General features: G+C 58.0%; 16 protein-coding genes. All 16 read left to right on the top strand.

Annotation, left to right across the window (positions count from 1 at the left end):
* Window positions 1-64 precede the first annotated feature (64 nt).
* The 16 genes from PQT43_RS25985 (at window position 65) to PQT43_RS25910 (ending at window position 14,898) form a co-directional block, all read left to right on the top strand.
* A complete protein-coding gene (locus PQT43_RS25985; RefSeq protein WP_265073967.1) occupies window positions 65-403 on the top strand; it encodes a hypothetical protein in 339 nt (112 codons plus the stop codon).
* A gap of 560 nt (window positions 404-963) precedes the next feature.
* Entirely contained in the window at window positions 964-2,856 is a 1,893-nt protein-coding gene (gene mnmG, locus PQT43_RS25980) for a tRNA uridine-5-carboxymethylaminomethyl(34) synthesis enzyme MnmG (protein WP_170001381.1), read from the top strand.
* Window positions 2,857-2,861: 5 nt separating this feature from the next.
* The gene (rsmG, locus tag PQT43_RS25975; RefSeq protein WP_253084183.1) at window positions 2,862-3,497 is read left to right on the top strand and encodes a 16S rRNA (guanine(527)-N(7))-methyltransferase RsmG; all 636 of its coding nucleotides are present in this window, start codon (window positions 2,862-2,864) and stop codon (window positions 3,495-3,497) included.
* An 18-nt stretch (window positions 3,498-3,515) separates the two neighbouring features.
* Window positions 3,516-4,313 carry a ParA family protein gene (locus PQT43_RS25970; RefSeq protein ID WP_011064388.1) on the top strand — a complete coding sequence of 266 codons (798 nt, stop codon included), beginning with the start codon at window positions 3,516-3,518 and terminating at the stop codon, window positions 4,311-4,313.
* Between the two features lie 9 nt (window positions 4,314-4,322).
* Window positions 4,323-5,195, top strand: a complete 873-nt coding sequence (locus PQT43_RS25965) for a ParB/RepB/Spo0J family partition protein (RefSeq protein ID WP_011064387.1) — start codon at window positions 4,323-4,325, stop codon at window positions 5,193-5,195.
* 148 nt (window positions 5,196-5,343) lie between these two features.
* Window positions 5,344-5,751, top strand: coding sequence for a F0F1 ATP synthase subunit I (locus tag PQT43_RS25960; RefSeq protein WP_016964883.1), 408 nt, complete (start codon window positions 5,344-5,346; stop codon window positions 5,749-5,751).
* 16 nt (window positions 5,752-5,767) lie between these two features.
* The gene (gene atpB / locus PQT43_RS25955; protein ID WP_102862414.1) at window positions 5,768-6,640 is read left to right on the top strand and encodes a F0F1 ATP synthase subunit A; all 873 of its coding nucleotides are present in this window, start codon (window positions 5,768-5,770) and stop codon (window positions 6,638-6,640) included.
* A 133-nt stretch (window positions 6,641-6,773) separates the two neighbouring features.
* The gene (gene atpE / locus PQT43_RS25950) at window positions 6,774-7,031 is read left to right on the top strand and encodes a F0F1 ATP synthase subunit C (RefSeq protein ID WP_002555987.1); all 258 of its coding nucleotides are present in this window, start codon (window positions 6,774-6,776) and stop codon (window positions 7,029-7,031) included.
* A 57-nt stretch (window positions 7,032-7,088) separates the two neighbouring features.
* Window positions 7,089-7,559, top strand: coding sequence for a F0F1 ATP synthase subunit B (locus PQT43_RS25945; protein WP_011064385.1), 471 nt, complete (start codon window positions 7,089-7,091; stop codon window positions 7,557-7,559).
* Window positions 7,560-7,571: 12 nt separating this feature from the next.
* Complete coding sequence (locus tag PQT43_RS25940) at window positions 7,572-8,108, top strand: F0F1 ATP synthase subunit delta (RefSeq protein ID WP_102862413.1); 537 nt, start codon at window positions 7,572-7,574, stop codon at window positions 8,106-8,108.
* Between the two features lie 21 nt (window positions 8,109-8,129).
* Window positions 8,130-9,674, top strand: a complete 1,545-nt coding sequence (gene atpA, locus PQT43_RS25935; protein WP_102862412.1) for a F0F1 ATP synthase subunit alpha — start codon at window positions 8,130-8,132, stop codon at window positions 9,672-9,674.
* Window positions 9,675-9,724: 50 nt separating this feature from the next.
* Window positions 9,725-10,585, top strand: coding sequence for a F0F1 ATP synthase subunit gamma (gene atpG / locus PQT43_RS25930; RefSeq protein WP_011064382.1), 861 nt, complete (start codon window positions 9,725-9,727; stop codon window positions 10,583-10,585).
* Window positions 10,586-10,612: 27 nt separating this feature from the next.
* Entirely contained in the window at window positions 10,613-11,989 is a 1,377-nt protein-coding gene (atpD, locus tag PQT43_RS25925; protein ID WP_007924510.1) for a F0F1 ATP synthase subunit beta, read from the top strand.
* A gap of 45 nt (window positions 11,990-12,034) precedes the next feature.
* On the top strand, window positions 12,035-12,460 hold the full coding sequence (locus PQT43_RS25920; protein ID WP_011064380.1) for a F0F1 ATP synthase subunit epsilon: 426 nt from the start codon (window positions 12,035-12,037) through the stop codon (window positions 12,458-12,460).
* 115 nt (window positions 12,461-12,575) lie between these two features.
* Window positions 12,576-13,943, top strand: coding sequence for a bifunctional UDP-N-acetylglucosamine diphosphorylase/glucosamine-1-phosphate N-acetyltransferase GlmU (gene glmU, locus PQT43_RS25915; RefSeq protein WP_110652496.1), 1,368 nt, complete (start codon window positions 12,576-12,578; stop codon window positions 13,941-13,943).
* A 187-nt stretch (window positions 13,944-14,130) separates the two neighbouring features.
* Window positions 14,131-14,898 carry a DeoR/GlpR family DNA-binding transcription regulator gene (locus PQT43_RS25910; protein WP_102862410.1) on the top strand — a complete coding sequence of 256 codons (768 nt, stop codon included), beginning with the start codon at window positions 14,131-14,133 and terminating at the stop codon, window positions 14,896-14,898.
* Window positions 14,899-14,907 lie beyond the last annotated feature (9 nt).

Here is a 14,907-nt window from a genome sequence, read left to right as displayed (position 1 = left end):
CTGATATTCATTCGTTCAAGCCCCGGCCAGCATCCGCGGTCGCTGCTATCAAATGGATGGAAGGGTGTTTATGCGCTTTTGTAGCTATCTCGCGGTACTGGGTCTGGCCCTTGTCTGCCAAGGCAGTTGGGCTCAACTTCCCTCGGATCAGGCGCCTGTGGCGGAGGGTGTCGCCGCCTTCGAGCCGTCCGCTGTTTCGGCCCAGAACTCCCCAGAGGTTGAAGCTGAAAGCTTGAACGATGGGATCTCGACGAACCCATCTCTGGCGGGCAATGACATGGCCAGCGCCTCGATACTCGATAGCGCCAAGGCTGGCTTGAAGAAGTACTGGCTGGTCCTGGTCATTGTCACGCTGGCGTTGAGTTGGTGGATACAAGGTCGCCTGGTCAAGCGCCCCGAGTGACCGCTGCAATCATCACCTGGTGTTATCCACAGACAGGCTCGCGCAGCCTGTCTGTTTCTCCCTCTTCCTGATCGATCCGTTGTAGCCGTTGAGGCCACAACAAGGTCTACCTGTGCCTGGGTTTCCCTGGACGCGGATGTTTTCTGTGGATTAAGCCCTGTGAATAACTGCCCTTCAGCTCGGTTGATAACCAGGCTTCAAAACTGAGGAAAACCACGGCTGTGGATAACCACCCCATTCATCCACAGGTTTAAACCGCTTATCCAAGGGCCTCCTGGCCACCTAATCACAGAGTTTAAAACCTCTGTACATATTGAATATAAAGGCCTGTAGCAATCTATCCACAGAAAGGAATGTGCATAAGAATAAACATAAAAACAAGGATTTAATAAATTTCTCTCTTTTAATTTCTATTGACCGTGATCCATCCACAGCTGGTTAAATTTTGTGCAAAGGGTTCTTTAGGAAGGGCTAAGTCCCTATACTTGCCGCCTTGGTCCAAAAACCAACCCGACAACTACTCCTAATTACTCCTACTTGAAGCAGGCACGAGGTGCGTGGTGGATTTCCCTTCCCGTTTTGAAGTGATCGTCATCGGCGGCGGTCATGCCGGTACCGAGGCAGCACTTGCATCAGCACGCATGGGGGCCAAAACCCTGTTGCTGACGCATAACGTGGAAACCCTCGGAGCAATGAGCTGCAACCCCGCAATTGGTGGGATCGGCAAGAGCCATCTGGTTAAGGAAATCGATGCCCTAGGGGGTGCGATGGCCATGGCGACCGATAAAGGCGGTATTCAGTTTCGTGTGTTGAACAGCCGCAAAGGCCCAGCCGTGCGCGCTACCCGCGCCCAGGCCGACCGTGTTCTGTACAAGGCGGCGGTGCGCGAGATCCTCGAGAACCAGCCGAACCTGTGGATATTTCAACAAGCCGCAGATGACCTGATCGTTGAACAGGATCAGGTACGCGGTGTCGTGACCCAGATGGGTCTGCGTTTCTTCGCGGAATCCGTGGTGCTTACCACCGGAACCTTCCTCGGTGGACTTATCCACATCGGAATGCAGAACTATTCCGGTGGTCGTGCCGGTGACCCGCCCTCGATTGCCCTGGCGCAACGACTGCGAGAACTGCCACTGCGGGTCGGCCGCCTGAAAACCGGTACTCCGCCACGCATCGATGGCCGTTCTGTGGATTTCTCGGTCATGACCGAACAGCCTGGGGATACACCGATTCCGGTGATGTCGTTCCTGGGCTCGAAAGAACAGCATCCACAACAGGTCAGTTGCTGGATTACTCACACCAACGCCCGCACCCACGAGATCATCGCCTCGAACCTCGATCGTTCGCCGATGTATTCCGGGGTGATCGAAGGCATTGGCCCGCGTTACTGCCCGTCGATCGAAGACAAGATCCATCGCTTTGCCGACAAGGAAAGCCATCAGGTGTTTATCGAACCTGAAGGCCTGACCACTCACGAGCTGTACCCGAACGGTATATCCACATCCTTGCCGTTCGACGTGCAGTTGCAGATCGTGCAATCGATCCGCGGCATGGAAAACGCACACATCGTGCGCCCGGGTTATGCCATCGAGTACGACTACTTCGATCCGCGGGATTTGAAATACAGCCTGGAAACCAAGGTCATCGGCGGCCTGTTCTTCGCCGGTCAGATCAACGGCACCACCGGGTACGAAGAAGCCGGCGCCCAGGGTTTGCTGGCCGGGGCCAACGCCGCACTGCGTGCCCAGGGCAAAGACAGCTGGTGCCCGCGCCGCGATGAAGCCTATATCGGTGTGCTGGTGGATGACCTGATTACCCTGGGTACCCAGGAACCGTACCGGATGTTCACTTCCCGAGCGGAATACCGCCTGATTCTGCGCGAAGACAATGCCGACCTGCGTCTGACCGAAAAAGGTCGCGAGCTGGGTCTGGTGGATGACGTGCGCTGGGCCGCTTTCTGCAAGAAACGCGAAGGCATTGCCCAGGAAGAGCAACGCCTGAAGTCCACTTGGGTCCGTCCGGGCACCGAGCAGGGCGATGCCATTGCTCAGAAATTCGGCACCCCGCTGACCCACGAGTACAACCTGCTGAACCTGCTGAGCCGTCCGGAAATCGACTACGCTGGTCTGGTCGAAGTGACCGGACACGGCGCAGAAGATCCACAGGTCGCGGAACAGGTCGAGATCAAGACCAAATACGCAGGCTATATCGATCGCCAGCAGGACGAAATTGCTCGTCTGCGGGCCAGCGAAGACACCAAGCTGCCTGTGGATATCGATTACACCGGCATTTCTGGCCTGTCGAAGGAAATCCAGAGCAAGCTCGGCGCAACCCGTCCGGAAACCCTGGGCCAGGCGTCTCGTATTCCCGGCGTGACCCCGGCGGCGATTTCCCTGTTGATGATTCATTTGAAAAAACGCGGCGCGGGCCGTCAGTTGGAGCAAAGCGCTTGAGTTCTATGGTCACCCCACAACACGCGGATGAGTTATCCACAGGCGCTCGCCAGCTCGGTGTCAATCTGAGCGCAGCCCAGCACGAATTGCTGCTGGGTTACCTGGCCCTGTTGATCAAGTGGAACAAGGCTTACAACCTGACTGCGGTGCGCGACCCGGATGAAATGGTCTCCCGCCATCTGCTCGATAGCTTGAGCGTAATGTCGTTCATCGAAAACGGCCGCTGGCTGGATGTTGGCAGCGGCGGCGGGATGCCCGGTATCCCTCTGGCAATCCTGTTTCCCGAGTCGCAAGTCACCTGCCTGGACAGCAACGGCAAGAAAACCCGCTTCCTGACACAGATCAAACTCGAACTCAAGCTGGATAACCTGCAAGTTATCCACAGCCGGGTCGAAGCCTTCACGCCTGAACAGCCTTTCAACGGGATCATTTCCCGGGCGTTCAGCAGCATGGAGAACTTCACCAACTGGACCCGCCACCTGGGCGACCGCGATACACGCTGGCTGGCAATGAAGGGCGTCCATCCCTCGGATGAGCTGTTAGCATTGCCGGCAGACTTCCACCTCGATAGCGAACACGCCTTGGCCGTACCCGGTTGCCAAGGCCAACGCCATCTGCTGATACTGCGCCGCACGGCATGATTGGGAACACAAGCAAGAATGGCTAAGGTATTCGCGATAGCGAACCAGAAAGGTGGTGTGGGCAAGACCACCACCTGCATCAACCTCGCAGCATCCCTGGTAGCGACCAAGCGCCGGGTGCTGTTGATCGATCTCGATCCACAGGGCAACGCCACCATGGGTAGCGGTGTGGATAAACACGGTTTGGAAAACTCGGTCTATGACCTGCTGATTGGTGAATGCGACCTGGCCCAGGCCATGCACTTCTCCGAACACGGTGGTTATCAATTGCTGCCGGCCAACCGCGACCTGACGGCCGCGGAAGTGGTGCTGCTGGAAATGCAGATGAAGGAAAGCCGTCTGCGCAGCGCCCTGGCGCCGATTCGTGAAAACTACGACTACATCCTGATCGACTGCCCGCCGTCGCTGTCGATGCTCACCCTCAACGCCCTGGTGGCCGCCGATGGGGTGATTATCCCCATGCAGTGCGAGTACTACGCGCTGGAAGGCTTGAGCGACCTTGTGGATAACATCAAGCGTATCGCTGAACTGCTCAACCCCGAGCTGAAGATCGAAGGCTTGCTGCGTACCATGTTCGACCCGCGCCTGAGCCTGATGAACGATGTTTCCGCGCAGCTCAAGGAACACTTCGGCGATCAGCTGTACGACACCGTGATTCCGCGCAACATCCGTTTGGCCGAGGCGCCGAGCTACGGCATGCCGGCATTGGCGTACGACAAACAATCCCGTGGCGCGCTGGCCTACCTGGCCCTGGCGGGCGAGATGGTTCGCCGGCAACGTAAACAATCGCGCGTCGCAGCCGCCCAGCCAACTTAAGGAATCCCCATGGCCGTCAAGAAACGAGGTCTCGGACGTGGACTGGATGCACTGTTGAGTGGTCCGACTGTCAGCGCACTGGAAGAACAAGCGGTGCAGGCCGACCAGCGTGAGCTGCAGCACCTGCCCCTGGACCTGATCCAGCGTGGCAAGTACCAGCCACGCCGGGACATGGACCCGCAGGCACTGGAAGAACTGGCCAACTCGATCAAGAGCCAGGGTGTGATGCAGCCGATCGTGGTCCGTCCCATTGGTGGTGGTCGTTTCGAGATCATCGCCGGTGAACGCCGCTGGCGCGCCAGCCAGCAGGCCGGCCAGGAAACCATCCCGGCGATGGTCCGCGATGTACCGGATGAAACCGCTATCGCCATGGCGCTGATCGAGAATATCCAGCGCGAAGACCTCAATCCCATCGAGGAAGCGGTGGCCCTGCAGCGCCTGCAGCAGGAATTTCAGCTGACTCAGCAACAGGTCGCCGAAGCGGTGGGCAAGTCCCGCGTCAGTGTGGCCAACCTGCTGCGCCTGATTGCCTTGCCTGAGGTAATCAAGACCATGCTGTCCCACGGCGACCTGGAAATGGGTCATGCCCGTGCCTTGCTCGGATTGCCGGAAAATCAACAGGTTGAAGGGGCGCGACACGTTGTCGCACGAGGTCTCACTGTACGTCAGACCGAGGCGCTGGTTCGCCAGTGGCTGAGCGGCAAACAGGAGCCTGCTGAACCGGTCAAGCCAGACCCGGATATCGCCCGTCTCGAGCAGCGCCTGGCCGAGCGCCTAGGCTCTGCGGTGCAGATTCGTCATGGGAAGAAGGGCAAGGGACAGCTGGTGATCGGCTATAACTCCCTGGATGAGCTGCAAGGCGTCCTCGCTCACATTCGCTGAAACATTTCCTCATGTAGCGCGCAGTCGGAAATCACTACCCGGCAGTTGAATAGGGGCTGAACCGCCCCTATACTCTGCGCGCATTTTGTCGGCACAAATTATGCCAAGTTATTGAATTCTGGCGGCCGACCCTTGAGGAGCAAGAGCGATGGAAACCCGCACGCCAAACCGCTTGCCGTTTCATCGCTTGGCGGTTTTTCCGGTTTTATTGGCTCAGTTGGTCATTCTGCTGATAGCCGCTCTGGCGCTTTGGCAATGGCGTGGAGTCGTTGCCGGGTACTCAGGCCTTTGCGGAGGACTGATAGCCTTGCTACCCAATGTGTATTTCGCTCACAGGGCATTTCGGTTTTCCGGCGCTCGAGCGGCCCAAGCCATAGTCCGGTCTTTTTATGCCGGTGAGGCGGGCAAACTGATTTTGACGGCGGTGCTGTTTGCACTGACGTTCGCAGGTGTGAAGCCACTGGCGCCGCTGGCTGTATTCGGCGTCTTCGTGCTGACCCAACTGGTCAGCTGGTTCGCTCCCCTGCTAATGAGAACAAGACTTTCGAGACCTTAGGGCGTTTGAGGCAACCATGTCAGCAGAAACAACCGCTTCGGGCTATATCCAGCACCACTTGCAGAACCTGACCTTCGGTCAGCTACCCAATGGGAGCTGGGGCTTTGCCCACTCCGCAGCAGAAGCCAAGGAAATGGGCTTCTGGGCATTCCACGTCGATACCCTCGGCTGGTCTGTCGCACTGGGTGTGATCTTCATTCTTCTGTTCCGCATGGCGGCCAAGAAGGCGACTTCCGGCGTGCCGGGCGCTTTGCAGAACTTCGTTGAAGTCATGGTTGGCTTCGTCGATGGCAGCGTGAAGGACAGCTTCCACGGCCGCAGCCCGGTGATCGCACCGCTGGCGCTGACCATTTTCGTCTGGGTGTTCCTGATGAACGCCATCGACCTGGTACCGGTGGACTGGATTCCACAACTGGCCATGTTGATCTCGGGCGATCCGCACATTCCATTCCGTGCCGTATCCACCACTGACCCGAACGCCACCCTGGGCATGGCCCTGTCGGTATTCGCGCTGATCATTTTCTACAGCATCAAGATCAAGGGCATCGGCGGTTTCATCGGCGAGTTGACCCTGCATCCGTTCGGCAGCAAGAACATCTTCGTTCAAGCGCTTCTGATTCCGGTGAACTTCCTGCTGGAATTCGTGACCCTGATTGCCAAGCCGATCTCTCTGGCACTGCGTCTGTTCGGCAACATGTATGCCGGCGAACTGGTGTTCATCCTGATCGCTGTGATGTTCGGCAGCGGTCTGCTGTGGCTCAGCGGCATGGGTGTGGTTCTGCAATGGGCGTGGGCTGTGTTCCACATCCTGATCATTACCCTGCAGGCCTTTATCTTCATGATGCTGACCATCGTCTACCTGTCGATGGCGCACGAAGAGAACCATTAAGACCAGTCTCGACTAGTCTGATGTCCCTCTCGTTGCGGCGAGAGGGGGCCCGTCTCGGGCTCGATGAAACGATTTGTTTTACCGCTTTAATCTAAAAAACCTAAACCATACGACGTAAAAGTCGGGAGGAAAGATGGAAACTGTAGTTGGTCTAACCGCTATCGCTGTTGCACTGTTGATCGGCCTGGGCGCACTGGGTACCGCAATTGGTTTCGGCCTGCTGGGCGGCAAGTTCCTGGAAGGCGCTGCGCGTCAACCAGAAATGGTTCCAATGCTGCAAGTTAAAATGTTCATCGTTGCCGGTCTGCTCGACGCCGTAACCATGATCGGTGTTGGTATCGCTCTGTTCTTCACCTTCGCAAACCCCTTCGTTGGTCAACTCGCTGGCTAATCACTCGAGTATTCGAGTTGATTGGTGTGACGGACAACGAACGAGCGAGGTGTTGGCGTGAACATTAATGCAACCCTGATTGGCCAGTCCGTTGCGTTCTTAATTTTTGTATTGTTCTGCATGAAGTTCATTTGGCCTCCGGTCATTGCTGCTTTGCACGAACGTCAAAAGAAGATCGCGGATGGACTGGACGCTGCCAGCCGAGCAGCTCGTGACCTGGAACTGGCCCAAGATAAAGCGGGTCAGCAACTGCGCGAAGCTAAAGCTCAGGCAGCTGAAATCATTGAGCAAGCCAAGAAGCGCGGTTCTCAGATCGTCGACGAAGCCCGTGAACAGGCTCGTGTCGAAGCTGAACGTGTGAAGGCTCAGGCTCAGGCCGAGATCGAACAGGAACTGAACGGTGTCAAAGACGCGCTGCGTGCCCAACTGGGTAGCCTGGCAGTCAATGGCGCAGAGAAGATCCTGGGTGCCACAATCGATCAAAACGCGCACGCAGAGCTGGTTAACAAACTGGCTGCTGAAATTTAAGCGAGGGCGATCATGGCAGAACTGACCACGTTGGCCCGACCTTACGCTAAGGCGGCCTTCGAGCACGCTCAGGCCCACCAGCAGCTGGCCTCTTGGTCAGCCATGCTCGGCCTGGCTGCAGCGGTGTCACAAGATGACACCATGCAGCGCGTGCTTAAGGCCCCGCGACTGACGAGCGCAGAAAAGGCCAACACTTTTATCGAAGTGTGTGGCGACAAGTTTGATGCACAGGCACAGAATTTCATTCACGTTGCCGCCGAGAACGACCGTCTCCTGCTGTTGCCGGAGATCGCCGCTCTGTTCGACCTGTACAAGGCCGAGCAAGAGAAATCGGTGGATGTGGATGTAACCAGTGCGTTCGCATTGAACCAAGAACAGCAAGACAAACTCGCCAAGGTTCTCAGTGCACGGCTCGGCCGGGAAGTGCGACTGCACGCTGCGGAGGATGCCAGCCTTATTGGTGGCGTCGTAATCCGCGCCGGCGACCTGGTTATCGATGGCTCGATTCGCGGCAAACTCGCGAACCTTGCCGAAGCATTGAAATCTTGAGTTTGAAGGGGCAGCAGAGCAATGCAGCAACTCAATCCTTCCGAAATAAGTGAAATTATCAAGGGCCGCATCGACAAGCTCGATGTGACCTCCCAAGCCCGTAACGAAGGCACTGTCGTCAGCGTATCTGACGGCATCGTGCGGATTCACGGTCTGGCCGACGTCATGTACGGCGAGATGATCGAGTTTCCGGGCGGCGTCTACGGTATGGCCCTCAACCTGGAGCAAGACTCCGTAGGTGCCGTTGTATTGGGCGCGTACACCAGTCTGGCTGAAGGCATGAGCGCCAAGTGCACCGGCCGCATCCTCGAAGTTCCGGTTGGTAAGGAACTGCTGGGTCGCGTAGTCGACGCACTGGGTAACCCAGTTGACGGCAAAGGTCCGCTGAACAACACCGAGACCGATGCGGTCGAGAAAGTTGCTCCAGGCGTGATCTGGCGTAAGTCGGTAGACCAGCCTGTACAGACTGGCTACAAGGCTGTCGATGCCATGATCCCAGTCGGCCGTGGCCAGCGTGAGCTGATCATCGGTGACCGTCAGATCGGTAAGACCGCTCTGGCGATCGACGCGATCATCAACCAGAAAGACAGCGGCATTTTCTGCGTCTACGTAGCGATCGGTCAGAAGCAATCGACTATCGCCAACGTGGTTCGCAAGCTGGAAGAAAACGGTGCCCTGGCTAACACCATCATCGTTGCTGCCAGTGCTTCCGAATCGGCTGCACTGCAGTTCCTGGCACCGTACTCCGGTTGCACCATGGGCGAATACTTCCGCGACCGCGGTGAAGACGCGCTGATCGTTTATGACGATCTGTCCAAGCAAGCAGTGGCTTACCGCCAGATTTCCCTGCTGCTGCGCCGTCCACCAGGCCGTGAAGCCTACCCAGGTGACGTGTTCTATCTCCACTCCCGTCTGCTGGAGCGCGCGTCCCGCGTTTCCGAGGAGTACGTAGAGAAGTTCACCAACGGCGCAGTGACTGGCAAGACCGGTTCCCTGACCGCTCTGCCGATCATCGAAACCCAGGCTGGCGACGTTTCCGCGTTCGTTCCGACCAACGTGATTTCCATCACCGACGGTCAGATCTTCCTGGAATCGGCCATGTTCAACTCCGGCATCCGTCCGGCTGTGAACGCCGGTGTTTCGGTATCCCGTGTGGGTGGTGCCGCTCAGACCAAGATCATCAAGAAGCTGTCCGGTGGTATCCGTACCGCTCTGGCTCAGTACCGTGAACTGGCGGCATTCGCCCAGTTCGCTTCTGACCTGGACGAAGCGACCCGTAAGCAACTTGAGCATGGTCAGCGCGTTACCGAGCTGATGAAGCAGAAGCAATATGCGCCGATGTCCATCGCCGACATGTCCTTGTCCCTGTACGCCGCTGAACGTGGCTTCCTGACGGACGTCGAGATTGCCAAAGTTGGTAGCTTCGAACAGGCCATGATTGCTTACTTCAACCGCGATCACGCCGACCTGATGGCGAAGATCAACGTGAAGGGTGACTTCAATGACGAAATCGACGCTGGCCTGAAAGCCGGTATCGAGAAGTTCAAAGCCACCCAAACCTGGTAAGCCGCAGCGGGAGCCGCAAGGCTCCCGCTTGCTAACCTGATAGGTGTTACATGGCAGGCGCAAAAGAGATTCGCAGTAAGATTGCGAGCATCAAAAGCACGCAAAAAATTACCAGCGCCATGGAAAAAGTGGCGGTCAGCAAAATGCGCAAGGCACAAATGCGCATGGCTGCTAGCCGTCCTTATGCGGAGCGCATCCGCCAGGTTATTGGTCATTTGGCCAACGCCAACCCGGAATATCGTCACCCATTCATGATCGACCGTGCTATCAAGCGCGTCGGTTACGTTGTGGTGAGCAGTGACCGTGGTCTGTGTGGTGGCTTGAACACCAACCTGTTCAAGGCCCTGGTCAAGGACATGGCGGTAAACCGCGAACAAGGCGTCGAGATCGATCTGTGTGTGGTCGGTAGCAAGGGTGCGGCCTTCTTCCGCAACTTCGGCGGTAACGTCGTTGCAGCTATCAGCCATCTGGGTGAAGAGCCGTCGATCAATGATCTGATCGGCAGCGTCAAGGTGATGCTGGATGCGTACCTGGAAGGCCGGATTGACCGCCTGTCCGTGGTATCCAACAAGTTCATCAACACCATGACTCAGCAGCCGACCGTGGAGCAGTTGATTCCACTGGAGGCAACCCCGGATCAAGAACTCAAGCACCACTGGGACTATCTCTACGAACCGGATGCCAAGGAGCTGCTGGACGGCTTGATGGTCCGTTACGTGGAGTCGCAGGTCTACCAGGCGGTGGTCGAGAACAACGCAGCTGAACAAGCGGCGCGGATGATCGCAATGAAGAACGCTACCGACAACGCCGGTGATTTGATCAGCGATTTGCAGCTGATCTACAACAAGGCGCGTCAGGCTGCGATCACCCAAGAGATCTCGGAAATCGTCGGCGGCGCTGCCGCGGTTTAACGGTTCAAATATTCAGAGGATCCAGCTATGAGTAGCGGACGTATCGTTCAAATCATCGGCGCCGTTATCGACGTGGAATTTCCACGCGACAGCGTACCGAGCATCTACGACGCCTTGAAGGTTCAAGGCGCCGAAACCACTCTGGAAGTTCAGCAGCAGCTGGGCGACGGCGTGGTGCGTACCATTGCGATGGGCTCCACCGAAGGCTTGAAGCGCGGTCTGGACGTCAACAACACTGGCGCAGCCATCTCCGTACCGGTCGGTAAAGCGACCCTGGGCCGGATCATGGACGTACTGGGCAACCCAATCGACGAAGCCGGTCCTATCGGTGAAGAAGAGCGTTGGGGCATCCACCGTCCAGCTCCTTCCTTCGCAGAACAGGCAGGCGGCAACGACCTGCTGGAAACCGGGATCAAGGTAATTGACCTGGTTTGCCCGTTCGCCAAGGGCGGTAAAGTCGGTCTGTTCGGTGGTGCCGGTGTAGGCAAGACCGTAAACATGATGGAACTGATCCGTAACATCGCCATCGAGCACAGCGGTTATTCCGTGTTCGCCGGTGTGGGTGAGCGTACTCGTGAGGGTAACGACTTCTACCACGAGATGAAGGATTCCAACGTTCTGGACAAGGTTGCTCTGGTCTACGGCCAGATGAACGAGCCACCAGGAAACCGTCTGCGCGTAGCGCTGACCGGCCTGACCATGGCCGAGAAGTTCCGTGACGAAGGTAACGACGTTCTGCTGTTCGTCGACAACATCTATCGTTACACCCTGGCCGGTACCGAAGTATCCGCACTGCTGGGCCGTATGCCTTCCGCAGTAGGCTACCAGCCGACCCTGGCCGAAGAGATGGGCGTTCTGCAAGAACGTATCACTTCGACCAAGCAAGGCTCGATCACCTCGATCCAAGCGGTATACGTACCTGCGGACGACTTGACCGACCCGTCGCCAGCGACCACCTTCGCCCACTTGGACGCCACCGTCGTTCTGTCCCGTGACATCGCTTCCCTGGGTATCTACCCAGCGGTAGACCCACTGGACTCGACTTCCCGTCAGCTGGACCCGAACGTGATCGGCAACGAACACTACGAGACCGCTCGCGGCGTTCAGTACGTACTGCAGCGTTACAAAGAGCTGAAGGACATCATCGCGATCCTGGGTATGGACGAACTGTCGGAAGCCGACAAGCAGTTGGTATCCCGCGCTCGTAAGATCCAGCGCTTCTTGTCGCAGCCGTTCTTCGTGGCTGAAGTCTTCACTGGTTCTCCAGGCAAATACGTTTCCCTGAAAGACACCATCGCTGGCTTCAAAGGCATCCTCAACGGTGACTACGACCACCTGCCAGAACAAGCGTTCTACATGGTCGGCGGCATCGAAGAAGCGATCGAGAAAGCCAAGAAACTGTAATCCCGGCGCCCGGCAACGGGCGCTAATTTAGGTTGAGGCAAGCAGATGGCTATGACAGTCCATTGCGATATCGTCAGCGCGGAAGGGGAAATCTTCTCCGGTCTGGTGGAGATGGTGGTTGCGCACGGTGAACTGGGTGATCTTGGTATCGCTCTGGGTCACGCACCGCTGATCACCAACCTGAAGCCAGGTCCGATCCGCTTGATCAAGCAGGGCGGGGAAGCCGAGGTGTTCTACATCTCCGGTGGTTTCCTCGAGGTTCAGCCGAACATGGTCAAGGTTCTTGCCGATACCGTGCAACGCGCTGCCGACCTGGACGAAGCCTCCGCTCAGGAAGCCGTCAAGGCTGCTGAGAAGGCCCTGAATGAAAAAGGCGCAGATTTCGACTACGGTTCTGCTGCTGCACGTCTGGCCGAGGCCGCAGCTCAGCTGCGTACCGTCCAGCAGATCCGCAAGAAGTTCGGCGGCTAAGTCGCAGGCTTTCTGTGTGATTGATTAAAAAGGGTAGCCTCGGCTACCCTTTTTATTTTCCGCCATTCACCCCCCTTGGTCGCAGTCGCCGGCCCCCCAGGATTGGTAGCCAGTCATGTCTCTCGAAATCGTTATCCTCGCCGCGGGTCAAGGCACTCGTATGCGCTCGGCGCTGCCGAAGGTGCTTCACCCGGTCGCCGGCAACTCCATGCTCGGGCATGTTATCCACAGCGCCCGGCAACTCGATCCACAGCGCATCCACGTGGTGATCGGTCACGGCGCGGACGCGGTGCGTGAGCGCCTGGCGGCCGATGACCTGAATTTCGTGTTGCAGGACAAGCAACTGGGCACCGGCCACGCGGTGGCCCAGGCTGTACCTTTCATTACCGCCGACACGGTGCTGATCCTCTATGGTGATGTGCCATTGATCGAAGTCGAGACCCTGCAGCGCCTGCTCAAGCAAGTGGGTCCGGAACAACTGGGCCTGCTCACCGTCGAGCTGGATGACCCGACCGGCTACGGGCGCATCGTCCGTGACGCCAGTGGCAAGGTCACCGCCATCGTCGAGCAGAAGGATGCCAATGAAGCCCAGCGCGCGATCACCGAAGGCAACACCGGGATTCTCGCGGTGCCCGGCAAACGCCTCGGTGACTGGACCGGCCGCCTGTCCAACAACAACGCCCAGGGCGAGTACTACCTCACCGACGTGATCGCCATGGCGGTCAGCGACGGCTTGATTGTCGCCACCGAGCAGCCCCACGACGCCATGGAAGTGCAGGGCGCCAACGACCGCAAGCAGTTGGCGGAACTGGAACGTCACTATCAGCTGCGTGCAGCGCGCCGGCTGATGGCCCAGGGCGTGACCCTCCGTGACCCCGCGCGTTTCGACGTGCGCGGCGAAGTCACGGTCGGCCGCGACGTGCTGATCGACATCAACGTGATTCTCGAAGGCCGAGTGGTGATCGAGGACGACGTGGTGATCGGTCCCAACTGTGTGATCAAGGACAGTACCCTGCGCAAGGGCGTGGTGATCAAGGCCAACAGTCACCTCGACGGCGCGGTGATGGGCGAGGGCAGCGATGCCGGCCCGTTCGCCCGTCTGCGCCCCGGCACCGTGCTGGAGGCCCGTGCCCATGTGGGTAACTTCGTCGAACTGAAGAATGCCCACCTGGGCCAGGGCGCCAAGGCCGGTCACCTGACTTACCTGGGTGACGCGGTGATCGGTGCTCGCACCAACATCGGCGCTGGCACCATCACCTGCAACTATGACGGGGTGAACAAGCACAAGACTGTCATGGGCGAAGACGTGTTCATCGGGTCCAACAACTCCCTGGTGGCACCTGTGGATATCTTGTCCGGTGCTACCACGGCCGCTGGTTCCACCATCACCCAGAACGTGGCGCCAGCCCAACTGGCAGTGGGTCGGGCCCGGCAGAAGAACATCGACGGCTGGAAGCGGCCGGAGAAGATCAAGAAAGACTGAGGTTATCCACAACCGCGGCGGACCTGTTCGCCGGTCAGCCAGTTCCTATGCTCAGCGGTAGGGGCTGGCTGAATGTGGATAACTTCCAACCCAACAACAGCGATTTTTTCACCTCCCCCGCTTGACGAAGTTTCGATCATAGGTTTTTATTGCGCCTGTTATCTTTCGAATCGAAACTTAAGCCGCCATGTCGAAGCGCAATACCCCCCAACGCCGCCACAATATCCTTGCCTTGCTCAATGAACAGGGCGAAGTGAGCGTTGATGCTTTGGCCAAGCGTTTCGAAACCTCTGAAGTTACGATTCGAAAGGATCTGGCCGCTCTGGAAAGCAATGGCTTGCTGCTGCGTCGTTACGGCGGCGCCATCACCATGCCTCAGGAACTGGTCAGCGACCTTGGCCAGCCGGTGTCCCTCTACAAGCAGGCGATTGCCCGGGCCGCGGTACAGCGCATCCGGGAACACGCACGAATCATCATCGACAGTGGCAGCACCACCGCCGCCATGATTCCCGAACTCGGCCAGCAACCCGGCCTGGTGGTGATGACCAACTCGCTGAATGTGGCCAACGCCCTGAGCGAGCTGGAGCACGAACCCGTGCTGTTGATGACTGGCGGCACCTGGGACCCCCATTCCGAGTCCTTTCAGGGCCAGGTGGCTGAACAGGTTCTACGCTCATACGACTTCGACCAGCTGTTTATCGGTGCCGACGGCATAGATCTGGCCCGCGGCACCACCACTTTCAACGAATTGCTGGGGTTGAGCCGGGTCATGGCCGAAGTGGCTCGTGAAGTGGTGGTGATGGTCGAATCCGACAAGATCGGCCGCAAGATTCCCAACCTGGAGCTGCCATGGAGCAGCGTCCATACCCTTATTACCGATGATCGCCTGCCCTTTGAGGTCCGCGACCAAATCCAGGCCCGCGGCATAACTCTGATTTGCGCGGCTGTCAGCTAGGAGAAAAAC

The sequence above is a fragment of the Pseudomonas sp. BLCC-B112 genome, assembly GCF_028550695.1.
GTDB lineage: Bacteria > Pseudomonadota > Gammaproteobacteria > Pseudomonadales > Pseudomonadaceae > Aquipseudomonas > Aquipseudomonas danubii.
The sequence above is the reverse complement of the archived record's forward strand: the minus strand, read 5'-3'. Positions and strand labels throughout refer to the sequence as shown.

Excerpts from the sequence above, each read along its gene's own strand:
- atpB (WP_102862414.1), top strand. The coding sequence starts at position 5,768 with ATGTCAGCAGAAACAACCGCTTCGGGCTATATCCAGCACCACTTGCAG.
- atpD (WP_007924510.1), top strand. The coding sequence starts at position 10,613 with ATGAGTAGCGGACGTATCGTTCAAATCATCGGCGCCGTTATCGACGTG.
- atpA (WP_102862412.1), top strand. The coding sequence starts at position 8,130 with ATGCAGCAACTCAATCCTTCCGAAATAAGTGAAATTATCAAGGGCCGC.
- glmU (WP_110652496.1), top strand. The coding sequence starts at position 12,576 with ATGTCTCTCGAAATCGTTATCCTCGCCGCGGGTCAAGGCACTCGTATG.
- PQT43_RS25940 (WP_102862413.1), top strand. The coding sequence starts at position 7,572 with ATGGCAGAACTGACCACGTTGGCCCGACCTTACGCTAAGGCGGCCTTC.
- PQT43_RS25970 (WP_011064388.1), top strand. The coding sequence starts at position 3,516 with ATGGCTAAGGTATTCGCGATAGCGAACCAGAAAGGTGGTGTGGGCAAG.
- atpE (WP_002555987.1), top strand. The coding sequence starts at position 6,774 with ATGGAAACTGTAGTTGGTCTAACCGCTATCGCTGTTGCACTGTTGATC.
- PQT43_RS25960 (WP_016964883.1), top strand. The coding sequence starts at position 5,344 with ATGGAAACCCGCACGCCAAACCGCTTGCCGTTTCATCGCTTGGCGGTT.
- atpG (WP_011064382.1), top strand. The coding sequence starts at position 9,725 with ATGGCAGGCGCAAAAGAGATTCGCAGTAAGATTGCGAGCATCAAAAGC.
- PQT43_RS25920 (WP_011064380.1), top strand. The coding sequence starts at position 12,035 with ATGGCTATGACAGTCCATTGCGATATCGTCAGCGCGGAAGGGGAAATC.
- PQT43_RS25965 (WP_011064387.1), top strand. The coding sequence starts at position 4,323 with ATGGCCGTCAAGAAACGAGGTCTCGGACGTGGACTGGATGCACTGTTG.
- rsmG (WP_253084183.1), top strand. The coding sequence starts at position 2,862 with ATGGTCACCCCACAACACGCGGATGAGTTATCCACAGGCGCTCGCCAG.
- PQT43_RS25910 (WP_102862410.1), top strand. The coding sequence starts at position 14,131 with ATGTCGAAGCGCAATACCCCCCAACGCCGCCACAATATCCTTGCCTTG.